Here is a 21,738-nt window from a genome sequence, read left to right as displayed (position 1 = left end):
CAGTTCCGGTGCAAGAGGCAGGAGTAGCAAAGAGTGACGACAACAATCTCGCCGCTGATCGCGGGCAACTGGAAAATGAACGGTACCCGGGCCTCGCTCGACGAGTTGACGGCCCTGGCCGGCATGCTCACCACGGGGGAAGCCCCGCGCGCCCTGGTCGTTATCTGCCCACCTGCAACCATCCTTGCGGCCGTCGCCCGGCAGGGTGCGTCAGCCGGCATTCAGGCTGGCGGGCAGGACTGCCATCCGGCGGCGTCGGGTGCCCACACCGGCGATCTTGCGGCAGGCATGCTGGCCGATGCGGGTGCCCAATATGTGATCGTCGGTCACTCCGAACGCCGCGCCAATCACGCGGAAACCGACGACCTGGTGCGGCTCAAGGCCGAGGCTGCCATTGGCGCCGGATTGAAGCCGATCATCTGCGTGGGCGAAACCGAAGCGCAGCGCGACAGCGGGCAGGCCGAGACTATCGTGGCCGGTCAGCTCGCCGGCTCGATTCCCGATGCCGCCAGCCAGCATGAAGTCATCGTGGCCTATGAGCCCGTCTGGGCTATCGGCACCGGTCGCACGCCGACCAATGACGACATCGCCAAGATGCATGCCTCGATCCGCCACAAGCTGGTCGAGCGCTTCGGCGACAAGGGCGCTACGGTCCGCATTCTCTATGGTGGTTCGCTGAAGCCGCAGAATGCGCGGGAGATCCTGCAGGTCGAGAACGTCAATGGTGGGCTCGTCGGTGGTGCCAGCCTCTTGGCAAAGGACTTCTACACCATTATCTCCGCGGTGTAGTTCAACCGCAAACCCGAGACCGGCCGGAAATTCCGGCTGGGCTCTGGCCTTTGCCATGCGAGGCGTGTATGACGCGCCATCTTTTGCATAGCTTTTTAGACTGAGACACGATGGCGAATGTCCTGATTGTGGCCTATCTGCTGATCGTCCTGGCGCTGATTGCAGTCATCCTGCTGCAGCGCTCCGAGGGCGGCGCGCTGGGCATTGGTGGCGGTGGCGGTGGCTTTATGACCGCGCGCGGCTCGGCAAACCTGCTGACCCGGACCACGGCGATCCTGGCGACCCTGTTCTTTGCCACGGCGATCGGCCTGACGATTCTGAGTGAACTGGATCGCGGCACATCGAGCATTCTCGATCGTGCCACGGCAACCGAAGACGGTACGGCGCCGACCAGCGTGCTCGATGCCCTCAATTCGCTCAATGGCGGCACAACCACCGACCTGCCGGTTCCGGCTGGTGACCCGGCTGCACCTGCCGGCACTGACCCGGTGACTGAAGACGTGGCTCCCGCCACTGAAACTGCGCCTGCTGCCGATGCGGCTGCCCCGGCAACCAGCAGCGATCTGCCGGTGCCCGAGGCCCCGACCGAAACACCGGCCGCTCCGGCAGAGTCGCCGGCTACGCCGACGACGAACTAAGCGCCGCGAGGCGAGACCAAAGAGGGGGATGGAAACATCCCCTTCTTCTTTTTGTGTAGAGCCGCTTGCCAGCTCTACGAATCGACGCTGATGTGATTAAGGTGAACGCCCATGGCTCGGTACGTATTCATCACCGGAGGCGTGGTCTCCTCATTGGGTAAAGGTCTTGCATCGGCGGCGCTCGGCGCGGTCCTGCAAGCGCGCGGCTACAAGGTCCGCCTGAGGAAACTCGACCCCTATCTCAACATCGATCCGGGCACCATGTCGCCCACCCAGCACGGCGAGGTGTTCGTCACCGACGACGGTGCCGAGACCGATCTCGACCTGGGGCATTACGAGCGCTTCACCGGCCGGGCCGCGACCAAGCGTGACAACATCACCACCGGTCGCATCTATTCCGACATCCTCGCCAAGGAGCGGCGCGGCGAATATCTCGGCGCCACCGTGCAGGTCATCCCGCACGTCACCGACGCCATCAAGAATTTCGTCATCGAAGGCAATGACGAGTTCGATTTCGTGCTGGTCGAAATCGGCGGCACCGTCGGCGATATCGAGGGCCTGCCATTCTTCGAGGCGATCCGCCAGCTTGGCAACGACCTGCCGCGCGGCGACACCTGCTACCTGCACCTGACGCTGATGCCGTATATTCCCAGCGCCGGCGAGCTCAAGACCAAGCCGACCCAGCACTCGGTCAAGGAGCTCCGCTCCATCGGCATCGCGCCGGATATCCTCTTGGTGCGTTGCGACCGCCCAATTCCGGATGGCGAGAAGAAGAAGCTATCCCTGTTCTGCAACGTGCGTGAAAGCGCCGTGATCCAGGGGCTCGACGTCGGCTCGATCTACGATGTGCCGCTGGCCTATCACAAGGAAGGCCTCGACCGCGAAGTCCTGGCCACCTTCGGTATCAAGGACGCGCCTGAACCCAACCTCGCCGCCTGGCAGGATGTGTCGACCCGCCTCCACAATCCCGAGGGCGAGGTCAACATTGCCATCGTGGGCAAATATACCGGCCTCAAGGATGCCTATAAGTCGCTGTCCGAGGCCCTGACCCATGGCGGCATCGCCAACAAGGTCAAGGTCAACCTGCAGTGGATCGATTCCGAGGTCTTCGAGCGCGATGATCCCGCGCCCTACCTTGAGCATGTCCACGGCATCCTGGTGCCCGGCGGCTTCGGCGAGCGTGGCTCAGCCGGCAAGATCGAGGCGGCCCGCTTCGCCCGCGTCAAGGACGTGCCCTATTTCGGCATCTGCTTCGGCATGCAGATGGCCTGCGTCGAAGCGGCGCGGAACACCGCTGGCATCAAGAATGCCTCGTCCACCGAGTTCGGCCCGACCAAGGAGCCGATCGTCGGCATGATGACCGAGTGGGTGAAGGGCAACGACACCGAGAAGCGCAGCTCCGAAGGCGATCTCGGCGGCACCATGCGCCTCGGCGCCTATCCTGCCCAGCTCACGCGCGGTTCCCGCGTTGCCGATATCTACGGCTCCACTCGGATTTCCGAGCGCCATCGTCACCGCTACGAAGTGAACATGGACTATCGCAAGCTGCTCGAAAAGAACGGCCTGCTGTTCTCCGGCGTTTCGCCCGATGGCAAGCTGCCCGAGATTGTCGAGCGCACCGACCATCCGTGGTTCATCGGCGTGCAGTTCCATCCGGAACTCAAATCCAAGCCATTCGAACCACATCCGCTGTTTGCCAGCTTCATTGCCGCGGCGATGGACCAGAGCCGGTTGGTCTAGAACAAGATGGTGCAGGCCAAAGGTGCGCCTTCGGCCCGCTCGCTCCAAACCGACCGGCCTAATCTACAGCTACGACTTCTGACGACTGCGGACGCACCTCTGCTCCACCGCCTCGTTGCAGAAAACGCGACGCACCTTACGCGTCATGGCGACTACATGGATCTTGTTGCGCTGTCCCGCGCGGACCTTAAAACCGAGCTGTCGGGCGACGGCGGTGACCATCTGCGCTTTGGCATCCTGCTCAAAGGGCAGCTGATAGGCAGGGTGGACCTTATCGCTGTCGATCCGCCCAGATACGGCATCGGATACTGGTTGGCCGAAAATGCCACAGGGCATGGCTATGCCTCCGCAGCGCTGCGTGCCTTGATAGTCTTTGCTCAAGGTGATGCCGGCATGTCCGATTTTTACGCCGGGGTGACACATGGCAATCTGCGGAGCAGCGCGCTACTGGAGCGCGTCGGCTTCGTGTCTGTGGCCAGGTTCGAGACCTACACGAGATATCATCTCGCCCTCGGCCTCGTGTGAGGATTTCATCATGCCTCCCGTGATTACCACCGATCGTTTGCTGCTCCGTCGTCCGCGTATGGACGATCTCGACGCCATGTTTGAGATCATGTCCGACCCGCTGGCCATGCGCTACTGGTCGACGCTGCCCCATGCCAGCAAGGACGTCACGCGGCCCTGGCTGGAACGGATGATCGCCCGCACCGCCGCAGGCGGCGAGGATTTCATCATCGAGCATGAAGGTCGCGTCATCGGCGATGTCGGGGCGGGGCGCCTGCCCGATTTTGGCTTCATGCTGCGGCAGGATTGCTGGGGCAAGGGGTTTGCCACAGAAGCATCGCGTGCCTTCATCGACTACGCATTCCGTAACACAACCGCTACCGAACTGCTGGCCGATGTCGATCCCCGCAACGTCGCATCTTTGCGTGTCCTGGCCCGTCTCGGTTTCGCGGAAACAGGCCGTGCCGAGCGCACGTTCCTGCTAGGCGACGAATGGTGCGACAGCATCTATCTCGCACTGTCCCGTCCCCCGGAACAGGGGTAGCCGGACAGGCTGCGCCGGCCCATGGTCCGACCGAAGAGGAGAGGTCTCATGATCCGTAGCTTGCTTGTTGCCAGTATCCTGACGGGCGCGATCGTCAGTGCGAATGCCGCGCCGCTGCTGGGCGATTTCGAATGCGTATCCGACCGTCAAGGCCCCGAAACCTACGAAGGCACACCTCGGATTGAGGAGCCCACCAGCTTTGGCTTCCTCACCCAGGCGGCCACCGTGGATGCCTGGTTTCCACTGGACCTTTCCAACCCGGACGACGTGAAGTTCGACGATGCGTTCACCGAACACATTTCGTTCGGCGCCGTCGTGCAAGGCGCCCGGATGCTCGAAGATGAATTCGCCTACGCGGTCGAGGTCCGGACCAAGAAGGGCGACATCATTCCGGTCTATTGCCTCTTCATCTACTGACGCTACCTTGTGCTATGAATGGTGGGACGAACCACGAGTCCCGCCATGGCCGACATCATCAATCTTCGCAACGTCCGCAAGCAGAAGGCCCGCGCCGACAAGGACGCGCAGGCGCAGCAGAACCGCGTGCTGTTCGGACGCACCAAGGCCGAGAAGTTGCAGCAGGCGGCGGAGAGGGCCTTGGCCGACAAGCATATCGATGGCCACAAGAAGGATGAGACGCATGAGTAAGGTTGTCGTTGTCGGGGCTACCGGCCATATCGGGACCTATCTGGTGCCAAGGCTGGTGATGGCTGGCCACGATGTGACCGTCGTCAGCCGTGGCGTCGCCTCGCCGTACCAGCAAAGCGCGGTGTGGCGGCATGTGAAGGCGGTCGTGCTGGATCGCACAGCCGAGGAGGCCGCTGGCCGGTTTGGACAAGCCATCGCTTCGCTTGAAGCCGACATCGTCATTGACCTGATCTGCTTCACCGAAGCCAGCAACCGGCAGCTCGCCGATGCCCTGGCCGGTCGCGTGAGCCATTTCGTCCATATCGGTACCATCTGGACGCATGGAACCGCCGCCGTCGTGCCGACGCTGGAATCGGGCGAGAAGCACCCGTTCGGCGAATACGGTGTCGCCAAGGCGGCTATCGAGGCCGACCTGCTGCGTCGCGCGCATCTTGAGGGCTTTCCGGCGACCATCGTCCATCCCGGACATATCGTCGGACCCGGTTGGGCGCCGCTCAATCCGGCGGGGCATTTCAATCCGGCCGTTTTCAGCACCATTGCCCGCAACGAGACGCTGGCGCTGCCGAATTTCGGCCTCGAGACGGTGCATCACGTGCATGCCGACGACGTGGCACAGGTTGTCATGCGATCCATAGACAATCGCTCCTCCGCCATCGGCGAGAGCTTTCACGCGGTTTCCGGCGCAGCGGTGAGCCTTCGCGGCTATGCCGAGGCGATGTATCGCTGGTTCGGCCATGCGCCCAAGCTCAGCTTTGCCGGCTTTGACGTATGGGCGAAGACCCAGGACGCCGATGAGGCCAAGGCAACCTGGGAACATGTCGCCCGCTCGCCCAATTGCTCGATCGAGAAGGGGCGCCGGCTGCTCGGCTATGTGCCGCGCTATACCTCGCTCGAGGCGGTGCAGGAGGCGGTCACCTGGCTGATATCAGATGGCCAGGTCGAGGCGCCGGAGCCGGCGTAGCGATCGGGCCCGGCAATTATTTGCCGACAGCCCCTTTTCCTTGTCACACTCTGCGTCTAGACAGTCGCAAACACTGTGCAATCCCGCCAGGGAAGGGGCTTTCCATGTCTTCGATCATCCACGTCACCGGCCGCCAGATTTATGACAGCCGCGGCAATCCCACGGTCGAAGTCGATGTGGTGCTCGATGATGGCAGCTTCGGCCGCGCCGCCGTTCCCTCGGGCGCCTCGACGGGTGCGCATGAGGCCGTCGAACTGCGCGATGGCGGCAAGAAGTATAACGGCAAGGGCGTCACCCAGGCCGTCGAGAACGTCAATTCGGTGATCTTCGACGAAATCCAGGGCATGGACGCACTCGACCAGCTCGGCGTCGACCAGGCGATGATCGAGCTGGACGGCACCCCGAACAAGTCGCGCCTCGGCGCCAATGCCATTCTCGGCGTGTCGCTGGCCGTGGCCAAGGCCGCTGCCGAGTCCAGCGAGCTGCCCTTCTACCGCTATATCGGCGGCCCGAACGCCCATGTTCTGCCTGTGCCGATGATGAACATCATCAATGGCGGCGAGCATGCCGATAATCCGATCGACATGCAGGAATTCATGATCCTGCCAGCCGGCGCTGAGAACCTGGCTGACGCCGTCCGCATCGGCTCGGAAATCTTCCACACCCTCAAGAAGGGCCTCTCGGCCGAGGGCCACAACACCGCTGTCGGCGACGAGGGCGGCTTTGCGCCGAACCTGAAGTCGGCCGATGACGCGCTGGGCTTCATCATGCGCTCGATCGAAAAGGCCGGCTACAAGCCGGGCGAGGACATCTTCCTCGGCCTCGACTGCGCGGCCACCGAATACTACAAGGGCGGCAAATACGAGATGGTCGGCGAAGGCAAGTCGCTGTCATCGGAAGAGAATGTTGCGTTCCTTGCGGACCTCGCTGCCCGCTACCCGATCATCACGATCGAAGACGGCATGGCTGAGGACGATTGGGATGGCTGGAAGGCCCTGACTGACGCCATCGGCAAGAAGGTGCAACTGGTGGGCGACGATCTGTTCGTCACCAACACCCAGCGCCTCGTTTCGGGCATCAAGATGGGCGTTGCCAATTCGATCCTGGTCAAGGTCAACCAGATCGGCTCGCTCAGCGAAACCCTCAATGCCGTCGATACCGCCCATCGCGCAGGCTACACCTCGGTGATGTCGCACCGCTCGGGCGAAACCGAAGACTCCACCATCGCCGACCTCGCCGTGGCGCTCAACTGCGGTCAGATCAAGACCGGCTCGCTGAGCCGCTCCGATCGCCTGGCCAAGTACAACCAGCTGATCCGCATCGAAGAGCAGCTCGGCACCTCGGCCAAGTATGCTGGCTACTCGGTGGTCAAGGGCCGCTAGGCCCTTGCCGGTAGAGACCGATCTCATCATTGAACGCGGCGGCAATGTCACCATTGTCGCCGCGAACTTGTCTTTGCTCGATATTGCCGAGCGTGGTGACGAGCTCGCTGCGGCTATCGGTGCGCTGCCGCCGGTTGCGTGGCCGCCTGAACACAATGACGCGTCCATGTTTGCCTGGGTGCGCAGGCTGATCGAGCAGTACCCCGGCGAAACGGGCTACAACACGTGGTTTATCGTCGGCGGCGGCATGCTCTGCGGCACGGCCGGCTTCAAGGGGCCGCCGGGTGACGATGGCAGCGTCGAGATCGGCTATTCCGTCATCCCGGAGGCGCAGCGCCGTGGCTTTGCCAGCGAGGCCGTGGAGCTGCTTGCGGCGCGCGCCTTTCGCGATCAGCGAGTGACCGCAATTCGCGCCGAAACGTTGCTGGACGGCGTCGCGTCACAGGCGGTGCTGCGCCGCTGCGGCTTTGGCCAAACGGGTTTGCGGCACGACCCGGAAGATGGCGACGTTGTCTGTTTCGAGCTAAGCCGCGCTCACTGAAACGCGGTCTCCGCAAAGCTCCTGAGCTTGCGCGAATGCAGCCGTTCCGCCGGTTGATCGCGCAGGATTTCCATCGCCCGCAGCCCGATCTGCAAATGCCGGTTGACCTGCGTGCGGTAGAAGTCCGACGCCATGCCCGGGAGCTTGAGTTCCCCATGCAACGGCTTGTCCGACACGCACAGCAGCGTTCCATACGGCACGCGGAACCGGAACCCGTTGGCCGCGATCGTTGCGCTTTCCATATCGAGCGCCACGGCGCGCGACTGGCTAAGTCGCTGGGTGATCTCGGCCTGGTCGCGCAGTTCCCAGTTGCGATTATCAAACGTCGCTACGGTCCCGGTGCGCATGATCTTCTTGGTCTCGATGCCCTCGGTCTGGGTGATCTCCTCCACCGCCTGCTCCAGCGCCACCTGTACTTCGGCCAAGGCCGGGACCGGCACGGTCAGCGGCAGGTCGGCGTCGAGCACGTGGTCTTCGCGCACATAGGCATGGGCCAGCACATAGTCGCCCAGCTCCTGCGAATTGCGCAGGCCGGCGCAGTGACCCAGCATGATCCAGGCATGCGGACGCAGCACCGCGATGTGGTCGGTGATCGTCTTGGCGTTGGATGGGCCTACGCCGATATTCACCATGGTGATGCCCCGCCCGCGATCGGCCGTCAGGTGATAGGCCGGCATCTGAGGCGCGCGCACCGGCGCTGAGCCCGCCGTATTGCCGCCCTTCAGCGCATTGTCGGTGACGACATTGCCCGGCTCGATGAAGCTCTCGTAATGCGGATGCCCATCCGCCATGTAGCGCTTGGCCACGCGGCAGAATTCCTCGACGTAGAACGCGTAATTGGTGAAGATGACGAAGTTCTGGAAATGGCTGGCATCGGTGCCGGTATAGTGGCTCAGCCGGAACAGCGAGTAGTCCACCCGTGGCGCGGTGAACGCCGATAGCGGGTAGGGGCCGCCCTTGGGGGGCACGAAGGTGCCATTGGCGATCTCGTCGTCGGTATTGCCGAGGTCTGGTGCATCGAACACGTCGCGGAGCGGGATGTTGAGGGCGTTGAGCGCCTCGCCATCGATGCGCTCGCTTGGATTGACCGCGAAATGCAACGGGATCGGCGTATCGCTCTCGGCGATGTCGATCGTGCCGCCGTGGTTTTTCAGGATGACGGTGAACTGTTCCTGGAAATACTGCTTGAACAGATCGGGTGCTGTCACCGTGGTACGATACAGCCCCGGCGTGTGCAGGTAGCCATAGGGCAGGGTGCTCTCGCCCTTGCCGAAGCTGGTGGAGCGCACCTCAACCTGCGGGTAGCAGGCCCGCACACGGCCTTCTGGCACGACGCCCTTGGCGAGGTCGGCCAGGTGCTGGCGGATGAAGCCGGTATTGCGATGATAGAGATCGGCCAGGTACTGCCATGCCTGCTCGGGGTCGGTGAAGGACTGCTTTTCGAGACGGGGCGGACTGATCGTGGTCATGTTTCTCTTTCATCATCATGCGGGCTCCGGATTGAGCCCGCCATCGGCGGAATCGCGTTGCATGTCGCGCTGCGTCTAGCCTCTTTGAATGACAGCTTCCCGACGCGGCATCAACTGACGGGCTGAGCGGGTGCCCATTTCACAAGGCAGTGATGGGCTCTTTTCTCGCCGCATTTCGCCACCATCTTCCTATGCAGTTCACTGGCACGGCAAGCGACCCATGCAACCGGTGAGCGAGGAGTGCTGTGCAGGCCGCTTGTCCCCCAAGCCCTCAACAGCGCGGCAGGCCGGCATTCCCCAGGACCGCAGTGACCCAGTCACTGCGGTCCTTTTATTTGCGGCCAATGCCGAGGGGCTGTGGACGAAGGGCGCGGCTTTTTCTATTGGTGCGTCGCACTCAGTTCATTCCGACCCGGAGCCCCCATGACAGCCACGATCATTGACGGCAAAGCCTTTGCCCAGGGCCTGCGCGGCCGTATCGCGGCCCATGTGGCGCGCCTCAAGGCGGATCACGGGATCACACCCGGGCTGGCCGTGGTGATTGTGGGCAATGATCCCGGCAGTCAGGTCTATGTGGCGCAAAAGGCCAAGCAGACCGTTGAAATGGGCATGCATTCGGAAAAGTATGAACTGCCCGAGGACACCAGTGAGGCGGACGTGCTGGCCCTAGTGCAGAAGCTCAATGCCGATCCGGCCATCCACGGTATTCTGGTGCAACTGCCGGTGCCCCAGCAGATCGATCCGCTCAAGATCATCAACGCGATCGACCCCGCCAAGGACGTGGACTGCTTCACGCCGGCAAGCGTCGGCAAACTCGCCATCGGCCTACCGGGTCCGGTGTCCTGCACGCCATTGGGTTGCCTGATGCTGCTGCGCGATGTGCTTGGCGATCTGTCCGGGCTGCATGCCGTCGTGGTGGGCCGTTCCAACCTCGTCGGTAAACCGATTGCCCAATTGCTGCTGCGCGAGAATTGCACCGTGACCATGGCGCACTCGCGCACCCGGGATTTGCCTGACATCATCCGGCAGGCCGATATCGTCATCGCCGCCGTCGGGCGCCCCGAGATGATCAAGGGCGACTGGATCAAGCCGGGCGCCACGGTGATCGATGTTGGCATCAACCGTATCGATGCGCCGGAGCGCGGCGCGGGCAAGACGCGCCTCTTGGGCGATGTCGAGTTCGCTTCGGCCAAGGAAGTCGCAGGCGCCATCACGCCGGTCCCCGGCGGCGTCGGCCCGATGACCATTGCCTGCCTCTTGGCCAATACCGTCACCACCGCCTCGCTCATCAACGGTCTCGTGCCGCCTAGCGACCTCACCGCATGAGTGATGGCGTCGGGCACGACCCAGGCGGCAAGGTCCGCTTGCCCTTGATGCCTGGCGTCAAGGGTGACGCCGTATTCAGCGACAGGGAACATCGCCAGCTGATGCGCCGCTGGACGGGCGATGCATTCCCCGATCGCTACATCATGTTCATCGGGATGAATCCGAGCACGGCCGATGCCACGGTCAACGATCCGACCTGTGCGCGGGAATGGACCTTTGCCAAGCGTGAGGGCTATTCAGCTATGGTCAAGGCCAATGTCGGAGACTATCGCGCCACCGACCCCAAGGTGCTGCTGGCGCCTGGCGTGGTGGCGGTGTCGGATGCCAATCTGCCCGCAATCCGCGCGGCGGCCGCAAGGGCGGACAGGGTGGTGCTGTGCCACGGCAAGCTCAATAAGGCGCTGGCTGCTGGGGGACGATCGGTGGTCGATGCGCTGCGGGCCGACGGGGTTGAGCTCTGGTGTTTCGGCACCAATGCTGATGGTTCGCCCAAGCATCCGCTCTACCTGCGGACCGATACGCCGCTCATTAAATATCCCGATCACATCAGCACTTAAGCTGGGAACTATCGACGCCTCGAACCATTGGCCTCTTGCCGGGGGCGGCGAGAGGTTGAATTTTGAGACACATTTATCGCTGTGTGTTGGCGTGCTGCGTCGCGGCCGCCACGGGCCACGCTTTTGCCGATGAGCAGAACATTTTCGCTTTCGGCGGCCGCTACACCAATCAGTATTTTGAATACACGTTCAACCCATTCACGGTGGGTTACGAGGACAATTATGTCTTGGGCGCAGGCTACCAGCAGTTCGCGCTAGGGCATGATGGTGGCCTCAAATTGGGCGTTGAGCTGGGCGCCGCCTTGCGTTTGGGTAACCAGACCTCTGGTGAGCTTTGGGTTGGTCCGGTCCTCCGCGCCGATGGGCTCATTCAGACCCATCAGGTCAAGGTTTCCGTCAGCGTCACGGCCGGACTGTCGGTCACAACGGACACAATCGGCATCGAGCGCGCGCGCGAAATTGAAATGGGTGGCGATTCCACGTTGCTGTACTATCTCGCGCCGGAAGTCAGCGTGTCCTTCGCCAACAATCCTGACCTCGAGTATTTTGCCCGCGTCCATCATCGCTCAGGCGGATGGGAGAGCCTGGGCAATATGCGCGATGGCGCGAACGCGGCATCAGTCGGTGTGCGCTGGAACCTCTAGGCGGCTCCGGCCAGATAGAAGAGCCGCGCGACGGTGTGGTCGCGCAGCGCCTGGGCTGGCAGCTTGCCGGTCAAAGCCGCGATCACCACTGACGTATCCGGCACGGCGCTCGCATCCACCACGACGCGCTTGAACGCCGGCCGCAAGCCCAGTTTGGCGCCTTCCAGCATGTCGTAGAGCAGCGCCCGGACATCGGTCCGCGTGGCGCAGGCTATGCAGTTGCCGCCGTCCTCGTGGCCATGCCCGGTATTGGCGGGCAGGCGGAGCAGGGCGGTATCGGCGTCGAGCGCGAGCAGGCGACGGGGTTCGGTGACGACGGTCACGGGGATGGGTTCAATGCGTGCCACAGTAAGGATACCCCCACCTAACCTCCCCCTGAAGGGGGAGGGACTGATCGAGTGTCTGGCACGATCACGCCAGAGCCACCGCCCGGATTCCTCCCCCTATTAGGGGGAGGTTAGGTGGGGGCGCTAAGAACGCTACTCCGCCGCGACGATCGCCGGACCCGGAATATAATTCAGGATCGGCCCGAGCCAGCGTTCGACCTCGGCCAACGCCATACCCTTGCGCTGGGCATAGTCCACCACCTGGTCGCGCTCCACCTTGGCGACGCCGAAATAGTACGCGTCCGGGTGAGCGAAATAGACGCCCGATACCGACGAACCCGGCCACATGGCATAGCTTTCGGTCAGTGTTACGCCGGCATTCTTCTCGGCGTCGAGCAGGCGGAACAGCGTCGTCTTCTCGGTGTGATCGGGCTGAGCAGGGTAGCCGGGGGCTGGACGGATGCCGCGATATGTTTCGCCGAGCAAGTCATCATTGCTCAGCGTCTCATCGGCCGCATAGCCCCAGAACTCCTTGCGGACGCGCAGGTGCATGTATTCGGCCATGGCTTCCGCGAAACGGTCGGCCAGCGCCTTGACCAGGATGGACGAATAGTCGTCATTCTGCTTCTCGAAGCGTTCGGCGATCGCCACTTCCTCGATGCCCGCGGTGACGACGAACCCACCCATATAGTCGGGGCGATCGATGCCCTCCGGCGCCACGAAGTCGCTGAGCGCCATGTTGGGCTTGCCATCACGCTTGGTCAGCTGCTGGCGCAGGGTGAACAGCGTGGCCAGTTCCTCGGCGCGGCCTTCGTCGGTGTAGAGTCGGATGTCATCGCCCACGGCATTGGCCGGCCAGAAGCCAACGACCGCGCGTGGCTTGAACCAGTTTTCGTCGATGATCTGGGCCAGCATCTTCTGCGCATCGGCAAACAACTGCCGTGCGGCCTCGCCCTGGCGCTCATCTTCGAGAATGGCTGGGTAGCGGCCCTTGAGTTCCCAGGTCTGGAAGAACGGGGTCCAGTCGATGAAGCTCGACAGCTCCTTGAGATCGAAATCCTCGAAAACCTTGGTGCCAAGGAAGCTCGGCTTGGGCGGGGTGTAACTCGCCCAATCGGCCTTGAACGCGTTGGCGCGAGCCTTGGCCAGCGGAATGCGCTGCTTTTCGTCCTCAGCCCGCAGGTGCGCCGCCGCCGCCTTGGCATATTCGGCGCGGATATCTTCGATGAACGCGACCTTGGTGTCTGATGACAGCAGGTTGCCCACGACACCCACGGCGCGGCTGGCGTCGTTGACATAGACGGTCTGGCCGCGCTCGTAGCGTGGGTGGATTTTCACCGCCGTATGGACGCGACTGGTCGTCGCCCCGCCGATCAGCAGCGGGATGTCAAAACCCTCGCGCTCCATCTCAGCGGCCACATGGACCATCTCGTCGAGCGACGGCGTGATCAGGCCGGACAAGCCGATGATGTCGACATTCTGCTCCTTGGCCGTCTGCAAGATCTTGGCAGTCGGCACCATTACGCCGAGATCGATGATCTCGTAGTTGTTGCAGCTCAGGACGACGCCGACGATGTTCTTGCCAATATCGTGCACGTCGCCTTTGACCGTCGCCATCAGCACCTTGCCGGCGCTCTTGCGGCCGGTGGCGTTGCCGTCGGCATTCTTCTCGGCTTCCATGTAGGGCAGCAGCAAGGCCACGGCCTGCTTCATCACGCGGGCGGATTTGACCACCTGCGGCAGGAACATCTTGCCCGAGCCGAACAGGTCGCCGACGATGCTCATGCCCGCCATCAGCGGGCCTTCGATGACATGCAGCGGTCGTGCGGACTTGAGGCGGGCCTCGTCGGTGTCGGCATCGATATATTCGGTGATGCCGTTGACCAGTGCATGGGCGATGCGGTCTTCGACTGACTTCTCGCGCCAGCTCAAATCCTTGGCGGCAACATCCTTGCCCGCCGTACCCCGATAGCGCTCGGCCAAAGCCAGCAGGCGATCGGTAGCCTCAGGGTTACGGTTGAGGATCACGTCCTCGCAGGCGTCGCGCAGTTCCGGATCGATGGATTCGTAGACCGCCAGTTGCCCGGCATTGACGATGCCCATGTCCATGCCGTTCTGGATGGCATAGTACAAAAACACCGCGTGCATGGCCTCGCGCACCGGCTCGTTGCCGCGGAACGAGAAGCTGAGGTTGGAGATACCGCCCGAAATATGCACATGGGGCAGGGTGTCGGTGATGATCTTGGTCGCCTCGATGAAGGCGACGCCATAACCGTTATGCTCCTCGATGCCGGTGGCGACCGCAAAGACGTTGGGGTCGAATACGATGTCTTCCGGCGGGAAGCCGACGACCTCAGTGAGAAGCTGGTAGGCGCGGGTGCAGATCTCGACCTTGCGCTCCAGCGTATCGGCTTGGCCCTGCTCGTCGAATGCCATCACCACCACGGCGGCGCCATAGGCCCGCACCAGCCGGGCATAGTGCAGGAACTGCTCTTCGCCTTCCTTCATCGAGATGGAATTGACCAGCGCCTTGCCCTGGACGCACTTCAAACCGGCTTCGATCACCTCCCATTTGGAGGAGTCGATCATCAGCGGCACCTTGGCGATATCGGGTTCGGCGGCGAGCAGGTTGAGATACTCGATCATCACCTGCTTGGAGTCGATCAGGCCCTCATCCATGTTGATGTCGATGATCTGGGCGCCATTGGCCACCTGGTCGCGCGCCACTTCGAGCGCGGCATTATAGTCGCCCGCGGTGATCAGCTTCCGGAACCGGGCCGAGCCGGTGACATTGGTGCGCTCGCCCACATTCACGAAGGGGATTTCCGGCGTCAGCGTGAAGCCTTCGAGGCCCGACAGGCGCAGCAGGCGTTCGATTTCCGGCACCTGGCGCGGCTTGTGCTGCTCGGCCATCTCGGCAATGGCGCGGATATGGTCGGGCGTCGAGCCGCAGCAGCCGCCCACGATGTTGAGCAGGCCTTCGCGGGCGAAGGTTTCCAACTGCGCCGCCATCAGTTCGGGCGTCTCGTCATAGCCGCCGAATTCGTTGGGCAGGCCGGCATTGGGATAGGCACAGATGAACGTGTCAGCGACAGCCGACAGCTCGGCAATGTGATCGCGCATCAGGTCGGCGCCGAGTGCGCAGTTGAGCCCGATGGTCAGCGGATTGGCGTGACGCACCGAATACCAGAACGCTGTCGGCGTCTGGCCAGACAGGGTGCGGCCGGACAGGTCGGTGATGGTGCCCGAAATCATGATCGGCACGTCGATGCCGCGCTCTTCGAACAGCCGCTGCGCCGCGAAAATGCCGGCCTTGGTGTTGAGCGTGTCGGTGATGGTCTCGAACAGCAGCAGATCGGCGCCGCCATCGACCAGGCCGCGGATCGCCTCGCCATAGGCGTCGACCAACTCGTCAAAGGTGATCGCCCGATGGCCCGGGCTGTTGACGTCCGTCGACATGGACGAGGTCTTGTTGGTTGGCCCTAGCGCCCCGGCAACATAGCGGCGCTTGCCGTCGATGGCCTCGGCCCGCTTGGCCGCGCGACGTGCGACCAGCACGCCGTGATAGTTCAGATCATAAACCGCTTCTTCGCAGGCGTAGTCGGCCTGCGCCACCCAGGTGGCCGAGAAGGTGTTGGTCTCGACGATGTCAGCGCCGGCCAGATAGTATTCGAGATGGATGTCCTCGATCCGCTGCGGCTCGGTCAGGATCAGCAGGTCGTTATTGCCCTTGAGCGGCAGCTTCCAATCCCTAAACCGGTCGCCGCGAAAGTTCTCTTCCTCGAGCTTGAGCCGCTGGATCATGGTGCCCATGGCCCCGTCCAGGATCAGGATGCGCTCGCGCATCGTCTGCGCCAACGTGGCACGGACTTCGTTCCAGTCGGGGATGTGGGGCAGCTTGTCAGAAGGGCTCATCGCCATTCACCTCGGTTCGATCGGTTATCCGATGACATAAAGATATCTTTATATCCCGCTTAGCGCAAGGTTGCGGTCACGCTTTCCAGCAATCAGCTCTCGGCCGCCATGCTGCTGAAAATGCGACTCGCGGCGCTAACACTTTGTTCCCCTTAACCTGACCGAAACCAGAAATCTGTTCTTTAGGATCGAATGCCGCGTGATCGCGATATCATGGGCATTCTCATCTGTGACCAGCGTAAGAGTAATGCGTACCGTGACGACGACCCCTTGGCGCCATGCCATCCGCTTTGTCGCCCTCGCGGCCCTTGTCGCACCCATGATCGCAGCCTGCGGCGGGGGTGGTCTGGGCGCCACTGTGAAACGTGCGGCCTTCGGCTCCGAATACGGCTCGTCCTCGCCGCGCGTGACCAACAATCCCAATCCACCCAAGGGCGGCGGACGCTACCAGGTTGGACGGCCCTACACCGTCAATGGCCGCGTCTATACGCCCGCCGAGCAACCGGGCTATGTCGCGACCGGCGATGCCTCGTGGTATGGCGCCGACTTCCACGGCCGCCGGACGGCCAATGGCGAGATATTCTCGGCTAACGCCATTACTGGCGCTCACCCGACTTTGCCGCTTCCGTCGTATGTTCGCGTCACCAATCAGGAAAATGGCCGCTCGGTGATTGTCCGCGTCAATGATCGTGGGCCTTACATGCCCGGTCGCATCATGGATCTGTCGCATCGCGCCGCCGAGATGCTGGGCTATGTCAACAATGGCCATGCCTCGATCAAGGCCGAGTATGTGGGCCGCGCGCCGCTGGAAGGCGACGACACGCGCATGCTGTTGGCCAGCTATTCCGGTCCGCCGGTGCAAAGCACGACCCGCTATGCCGACGGCACCAACAGCCTGACGGATATGGCAGGCGACTTCTTTGGTGGTCTGTTCTCCTACGCCGACACGACGCCCGAGGCGCAGGATGCCAATATCGGTACAGCCTTCGCCGCAGTGAATGCCGTGGCCGCGCAGACTGGCAGTCTCGACGGGTGGGTGCAGTCGGTCGATGTTGACGCCCGCGACATCAAGCTTGGCCTCGGTATCTTCGCCGATCAGACCAATGCGGTGGCCCTGGCAGAACAGTTTGCGTTGCTTGGTTCGGTCGACGAAGAACAAGTCACCGTCAATGGCAAGCCGGCGACACGGCTCACTCTCACACATTTGAAGCCCGGCGTGGCCAGAATTGACGCTCTCGACCTGGCACGGCAACTTGGCCTCAATGACATAATTCTCTATTAGTTCTTATGGCTGGCAAGAATGCCGGCAATAGACGGGATAGGCGCGACGTGAAACGGATCTGGCTCATTCTGGCGGCAATGCTCTCGCTGGTGGCGCCGGCCGCCGCGCAGGCCGACTTCGACACCAAGGCCAAGTTCGCCATTTTGATGGACGAGCAATCCGGCACGGTGATCTTCCAGAAGGATGCCGATCTGCCGATGGAGCCGGCCAGCATGGCCAAGCTCATGACCGTTGCGGTGGTTTTCAATGAAATCCGCAGCGGTCGCGTCAAGCTCACCGACGAGTTCTTTGTCTCCGAACACGCCTGGCGCACCGGTGGTGCCTCATCGGGCGGTTCCACCATGTTTGCCGATCTCAATTCCAAGATCAAAGTGGAGGATCTGGTTCGCTCGGTCATCATCCAGTCGGGCAATGACGCCGCCATCGTCTTGGCGGAAGGCATTGCCGGATCGGAAAGCAGCTTCGCCGCGATGATGAACGAACTGGCCGAGGAAATCGGGCTGACCGGCTCGCATTTCACCAATCCGGTCGGGCTGCCCGATCCGAACATGTATGTCACCGCCCGCGACCTGGCCGATCTGGCGCGTTATCTCATTCGCGAATTCCCCGAATATTACCACTACTTCTCAGAGCCCGAGATGGAGTGGAACGGCATCAAGCAGGCCAACCGCAACTCGCTGGTTGAGCTCGGGATCGGTGTCGATGGTCTCAAGACCGGTCATACCGAAGCTGCGGGCTATGGTTCGGTCATCTCCACTGCAGAGGGCGGTCGTCGTCTGGTTGCCGTCATCCACGGGCTGACTTCGATGGCCGAGCGCACCGAGGAAGGACGCAAGCTGATCACCTGGGGCGCCCGCGCTTTCGAGCGCGTCGCGGCCTACCCGGATGGCGCGGTCGTGGCCTATGCAAACGTCTATGGCGGCGTCACCGGCAGTGTCGGGCTGGTCGGGCAGGGCGAGGTTGCGCTCTATCTGCCGCGTGGCTCGCGCAAATGCCTCAACGCGCAGGTGGTGTATAGCGGACCCTTGCTGCCGCCGGTCGCGCAGGGCGATGAGGTTGCCGAGCTTCGCGTGTTCTGCGACGAGCAACTGGTGCAGGTCGCGCCCCTCTATGCCGCCGAAAGCGTCGAAAAGGGCGATATCGTTCGCCAGGCCACCGATGCGCTCAAGCAACTGGCCCTTGGCTGGCTCTGAGACTCGGATACAACGCTCCTATGCTCGAAGCGCCCAAAGCCAGTCGCGCCCGTTTCATCACCTTTGAGGGTGGTGAAGGTGTCGGCAAGTCCACACAGGTCAAGCGCCTGCTGCAGAACCTGCAGCGGCATGCGGTCGAGGCCGTACGCACGCGCGAGCCTGGTGGGACCGCCAAGGCCGAAGCCATCCGCTCCTTCATCCTGCAGGGCCGCTCGGAAAGCTGGGGCCCCGGGGCCGAGGCGGTGCTGTTCGCTGCCGCTCGCCTTGACCACGTCAATCAGCTGATCGCGCCGAATCTGCGCAACGGCACCTGGGTGTTGTCGGATCGATTTCACGATTCGACCCGCGCCTATCAGGGCCTGACCGGGGGCGTCGACGATAAGCTTATCGCCGCGCTCGAAACGCTGGCGCTCGACGGGCACGCGCCCGACCTGACCATCATTCTTGACATGGATCCCGAGGACGCCTTCAAGCGCGTCGCCGAACGCGCCGTCGAAGATGGCCTCGCCTTGACCGGTGATCGCTTCGAGAAGGAAGAGCTCGAGTGGCACAAGCGGCTGCGTGATGGCTTTCTGGCCATCGCCAGGGACAATGCCGATCGTTGCATCGTCATCTCGGCGGCGCAGTCGGAGGAATCGCTTGAGGCGGCCATCTGGGAGGCCGTGAGCCAGCGGTTCCCCGAGCTGCTGCGCGGTTCGCAGGCGTGACTGATCCCGATGCCATCGAGGGCGCGACGCCGCCGGAGCGCCGGCAGCGGGCGAAGGGGCATGACGCCGCCCGCAGCGCTATCCGCAGCCAGATTGCCAGTGGCAGGCTGCCCGGCGCCATCCTGCTGCATGGACCGCAGGGCATCGGCAAGGCGACGTTTGCCTTCGAACTCGCAGCAGCGATCCTGACCGCCACGGGCGATGAAGACGGCCATCGGGTCGAGGAACAGGTCGGGGCGCTTTCCCACCCCAATCTCTTCCTGCTCCGCCGCAGGCCCAAGGACGGCAAAGGCTACTACACCGTCATTCGGGTGGAAGACGTCCGCGATATCAGGGACTCGCTGCATCACACCCGCGGCCGGGCCGGGCACCGCGTCGCCATCATCGACAGCATCGACGACTGCAACCCCTCGTCCGCCAATGCGCTGCTCAAGACGCTGGAAGAGCCCCCGGCCGATACGACGTTCCTGCTGGTGTCACATCGCCCAGGCCAATTGCTGCCCACCATCAAGTCGCGCTGCCACAACCTGGCCCTGCGACCGATCGCCAGCGATCTGGTGCGTGCGGTATTGACGGAGCACGATCCGTCGCTGGGTCAGGCCGAGCTCGATCGAGCCGTTGCCCTCTCCGGAGGCCGTCCGCGCCGGGCCTTCGAGACGCTGGCGCTGGAGCCGGAGTCTGCTCTCGGCGCCCTGCAGGCCTGGCTGCTCAATCCAAGTCAGCATCCTGCCAGCGTCGCGCTGTCGCTGGCCGATGCGCTCGGCGCCAACACGCAGAGCCCGGAACTGTCCTTCGCCCGCGAAATGCTCGACGACTGGATTGCTGACGAGGCCCGCAACGCGGCCATGCAGAAGGGCAACCGGATGCGCCTTGCCTCGGCAAACGAGCTATGGGACAAGGCCCATGCCCTCCTCACCGAGGCCGATGAAATCAATCTGGACATGAAGCAGACCCTCGTCGCGATTTTCGACGCGATCCGGAAGCATGCTTCACTGACTGCCCCTGTTTCCGCCGAGCCCCAATGACCAGCAAGCCCTTCTACGTCACGACCGCGATCTCCTATCCCAATGGCGCCCCTCATATCGGGCATGCCTATGAGATGATCGCGACCGACGCCATTGCCCGCTTCAAGCGGCTGGAGGGCCGCGAGGTCTATTTCCTCACCGGCACCGACGAGCACGGCATCAAGATGGTGCAGACGGCCGCCGCGCAGGGCGTGACGCCGCGCCAGCTGGCCGACACCAACTCAGCCGAGTTCCGCAAGCTGGCGGAGGCGCTGAATATTTCCAATGACGACTTCATCCGGACCACCGAGCAGCGCCACCACGAGGCCAGCCAGGCGATCTGGAACAAGATGGCCGCCAGCAACAATGGCGACATTTTCCAGTCGACCTACAAGGGTTGGTATTCCGTCCGCGACGAGGCTTACTTCGACGAGGACGAGCTGACTGACAAGGACGGCAAGAAGTTTGCCCCCTCGGGCGCCGAAGTCAGCTGGGTCGAAGAGCCGACTTACTTCTTCCGCCTCTCGGCCTATCAGCAGAAGCTGCTCGATCTCTACGAGGCCAACCCCGACTTCATCGCCCCGAAGGAACGCCGCAACGAGATCATCTCGTTCGTGAAGGGCGGCCTCCAGGACCTGTCGATCTCCCGCACCACCTTCGACTGGGGCATTCCGGTTCCCGGTGCGCCCGGTCACGTGATGTATGTGTGGGTCGATGCGCTGACCAACTACATTACCGGCGTCGGCTTCCCCGATGAGGCCAGCGAGCTGTTCAAGAAGTTCTGGCCCGCGGACCTGCACGTCATCGGCAAGGACATCATCCGCTTCCACACGGTGTACTGGCCGGCCTTCCTGATGAGCGCCGGCATCGAGGTGCAGCATCGCGTCTTTGCCCATGGCTTCCTGACGGTGGACGGCCACAAGATGAGCAAGTCGCTGGGCAATGTGATCGATCCGTTCGAGCTGATCGAAGAGTTCGGCCAGGACGCAGCGCGCTACTTCTTCCTGCGCGAAGTCTCGTTTGGGCAGGATGGCGACTATAGCCGCGAAAAGCTGACCAACCGCGTCAATGCCGACCTCGCCAACAACCTGGGCAACCTGGCGCAGCGCTCGCTGTCGATGATCAACAAGAACTGCGACGGCAAGGTGCCGCAGCCCGGCGCGCTGACCGAGGCCGACGAGGCGATCATCGCCGAAGTGGGCGAGGCCATCGAGGCAGCACAGCGGGCAATGGACGAACAGCTCGTCCATGAAGCGACCGGCGCCATCGTCGCGGCGCTGAGCTCCGCCAACAACTATTTCGCCGGGCAGGAGCCCTGGGCACTGAAGAAGACCGATCCCGAGCGCATGGCGACCGTACTCTACGTTACGGCCGACACGGTTCGTCGCCTCACTATCCCGATGCTCGCCTTCGTTCCGGCGTCGGCGGCGCGGCTGCTCGACCAGCTCGCCGTGCCGGAAGACAAGCGCCTGCTCGCTGACAGCAAGACGTCCAGCATGCTGGTGCCGGGGACCGAATTGCCGGTGCCGCAGGGCGTGTTTGCCCGCATCGAACGCAAGGCCGAGTAG

The 21,738-nt window shown here is 62.9% G+C and carries 21 protein-coding genes; 18 read left to right on the top strand and 3 right to left on the bottom strand.

The window, feature by feature from the left end; translation table 11 throughout:
• The first annotated feature begins 33 nt into the window (after positions 1 to 33).
• From tpiA to IM737_RS02585, 10 genes are all read left to right on the top strand, one after another.
• Positions 34 to 789, top strand: a complete 756-nt coding sequence (gene tpiA / locus IM737_RS02630) for a triose-phosphate isomerase (protein WP_236898087.1) — start codon at positions 34 to 36, stop codon at positions 787 to 789.
• A gap of 110 nt (positions 790 to 899) precedes the next feature.
• A complete protein-coding gene (gene secG, locus IM737_RS02625; RefSeq protein ID WP_236898086.1) occupies positions 900 to 1,427 on the top strand; it encodes a preprotein translocase subunit SecG in 528 nt (175 codons plus the stop codon).
• 111 nt (positions 1,428 to 1,538) lie between these two features.
• Positions 1,539 to 3,167, top strand: coding sequence for a CTP synthase (locus tag IM737_RS02620; RefSeq protein ID WP_236898085.1), 1,629 nt, complete (start codon positions 1,539 to 1,541; stop codon positions 3,165 to 3,167).
• A 6-nt stretch (positions 3,168 to 3,173) separates the two neighbouring features.
• Positions 3,174 to 3,692, top strand: a complete 519-nt coding sequence (locus IM737_RS02615; protein WP_236898084.1) for a GNAT family N-acetyltransferase — start codon at positions 3,174 to 3,176, stop codon at positions 3,690 to 3,692.
• A 10-nt stretch (positions 3,693 to 3,702) separates the two neighbouring features.
• On the top strand, positions 3,703 to 4,215 hold the full coding sequence (locus IM737_RS02610; RefSeq protein ID WP_236898082.1) for a GNAT family N-acetyltransferase: 513 nt from the start codon (positions 3,703 to 3,705) through the stop codon (positions 4,213 to 4,215).
• Positions 4,216 to 4,263: 48 nt separating this feature from the next.
• Positions 4,264 to 4,632, top strand: coding sequence for a hypothetical protein (locus IM737_RS02605; protein WP_236898080.1), 369 nt, complete (start codon positions 4,264 to 4,266; stop codon positions 4,630 to 4,632).
• Positions 4,633 to 4,677: 45 nt separating this feature from the next.
• Complete coding sequence (locus IM737_RS02600; RefSeq protein WP_236898078.1) at positions 4,678 to 4,863, top strand: DUF4169 family protein; 186 nt, start codon at positions 4,678 to 4,680, stop codon at positions 4,861 to 4,863.
• On the top strand, positions 4,856 to 5,824 hold the full coding sequence (locus tag IM737_RS02595) for an NAD-dependent epimerase/dehydratase family protein (RefSeq protein ID WP_236898076.1): 969 nt from the start codon (positions 4,856 to 4,858) through the stop codon (positions 5,822 to 5,824). Before IM737_RS02600 ends, IM737_RS02595 begins: the two co-directional genes overlap by 8 nt.
• Positions 5,825 to 5,928: 104 nt before the next feature.
• Complete coding sequence (eno, locus tag IM737_RS02590) at positions 5,929 to 7,206, top strand: phosphopyruvate hydratase (protein WP_236898074.1); 1,278 nt, start codon at positions 5,929 to 5,931, stop codon at positions 7,204 to 7,206.
• Positions 7,207 to 7,210: 4 nt separating this feature from the next.
• On the top strand, positions 7,211 to 7,747 hold the full coding sequence (locus tag IM737_RS02585) for a GNAT family N-acetyltransferase (RefSeq protein WP_236898073.1): 537 nt from the start codon (positions 7,211 to 7,213) through the stop codon (positions 7,745 to 7,747).
• On the opposite strand, the gene IM737_RS02580 is transcribed toward IM737_RS02585, so the two are convergent.
• Positions 7,741 to 9,216 (bottom strand): AMP nucleosidase, encoded by a 1,476-nt coding sequence (locus tag IM737_RS02580; protein WP_236898072.1) that lies wholly within the window; start codon positions 9,214 to 9,216, stop codon positions 7,741 to 7,743. The two genes, IM737_RS02585 and IM737_RS02580, sit on opposite strands and share 7 nt — an antisense overlap.
• Positions 9,217 to 9,639: 423 nt before the next feature.
• On the opposite strand from IM737_RS02580, the gene IM737_RS02575 reads away from it, so the two are divergent.
• The 3 genes from IM737_RS02575 to IM737_RS02565 all read left to right on the top strand — a co-directional run bounded on the left by IM737_RS02575 (position 9,640) and on the right by IM737_RS02565 (position 11,743).
• Complete coding sequence (locus IM737_RS02575) at positions 9,640 to 10,542, top strand: bifunctional methylenetetrahydrofolate dehydrogenase/methenyltetrahydrofolate cyclohydrolase (RefSeq protein ID WP_236898071.1); 903 nt, start codon at positions 9,640 to 9,642, stop codon at positions 10,540 to 10,542.
• A complete protein-coding gene (locus IM737_RS02570) occupies positions 10,539 to 11,099 on the top strand; it encodes a DUF1643 domain-containing protein (protein ID WP_236898070.1) in 561 nt (186 codons plus the stop codon). The genes IM737_RS02575 and IM737_RS02570 overlap by 4 nt, the downstream gene beginning before the upstream one ends.
• A gap of 62 nt (positions 11,100 to 11,161) precedes the next feature.
• Positions 11,162 to 11,743, top strand: a complete 582-nt coding sequence (locus IM737_RS02565; protein ID WP_236898069.1) for a hypothetical protein — start codon at positions 11,162 to 11,164, stop codon at positions 11,741 to 11,743.
• Here IM737_RS02565 and IM737_RS02560 read toward each other — a convergent pair.
• Together IM737_RS02560 and metH are read right to left on the bottom strand one after the other, a co-directional pair.
• Positions 11,740 to 12,090, bottom strand: coding sequence for a hypothetical protein (locus tag IM737_RS02560; RefSeq protein ID WP_236898068.1), 351 nt, complete (start codon positions 12,088 to 12,090; stop codon positions 11,740 to 11,742). The genes IM737_RS02565 and IM737_RS02560 overlap by 4 nt on opposite strands.
• Before the next feature lie 132 nt (positions 12,091 to 12,222).
• Complete coding sequence (gene metH, locus IM737_RS02555) at positions 12,223 to 15,990, bottom strand: methionine synthase (protein ID WP_442874163.1); 3,768 nt, start codon at positions 15,988 to 15,990, stop codon at positions 12,223 to 12,225.
• A 250-nt stretch (positions 15,991 to 16,240) separates the two neighbouring features.
• On the opposite strand from metH, the gene IM737_RS20910 reads away from it, so the two are divergent.
• From IM737_RS20910 to metG, 5 genes are read left to right on the top strand one after another with little or no spacing between them, the layout of a single operon-like run.
• Positions 16,241 to 17,266, top strand: coding sequence for a septal ring lytic transglycosylase RlpA family protein (locus IM737_RS20910; RefSeq protein WP_272906541.1), 1,026 nt, complete (start codon positions 16,241 to 16,243; stop codon positions 17,264 to 17,266).
• Between the two features lie 47 nt (positions 17,267 to 17,313).
• On the top strand, positions 17,314 to 18,459 hold the full coding sequence (locus IM737_RS02545) for a D-alanyl-D-alanine carboxypeptidase family protein (RefSeq protein WP_236898065.1): 1,146 nt from the start codon (positions 17,314 to 17,316) through the stop codon (positions 18,457 to 18,459).
• 20 nt (positions 18,460 to 18,479) lie between these two features.
• A complete protein-coding gene (gene tmk / locus IM737_RS02540) occupies positions 18,480 to 19,166 on the top strand; it encodes a dTMP kinase (RefSeq protein ID WP_236898064.1) in 687 nt (228 codons plus the stop codon).
• Positions 19,163 to 20,191 carry an AAA family ATPase gene (locus tag IM737_RS02535; protein WP_236898063.1) on the top strand — a complete coding sequence of 343 codons (1,029 nt, stop codon included), beginning with the start codon at positions 19,163 to 19,165 and terminating at the stop codon, positions 20,189 to 20,191. Before tmk ends, IM737_RS02535 begins: the two co-directional genes overlap by 4 nt.
• A complete protein-coding gene (metG, locus tag IM737_RS02530) occupies positions 20,188 to 21,738 on the top strand; it encodes a methionine--tRNA ligase (protein WP_236898062.1) in 1,551 nt (516 codons plus the stop codon). Before IM737_RS02535 ends, metG begins: the two co-directional genes overlap by 4 nt.

It is taken from the genome of Devosia sp. SL43 (assembly GCF_021729885.1).
Taxonomy (GTDB): domain Bacteria; phylum Pseudomonadota; class Alphaproteobacteria; order Rhizobiales; family Devosiaceae; genus Devosia.
Note: the sequence above shows the minus strand (reverse complement) of the source record. Positions and strands in the feature narration are given on the sequence as shown.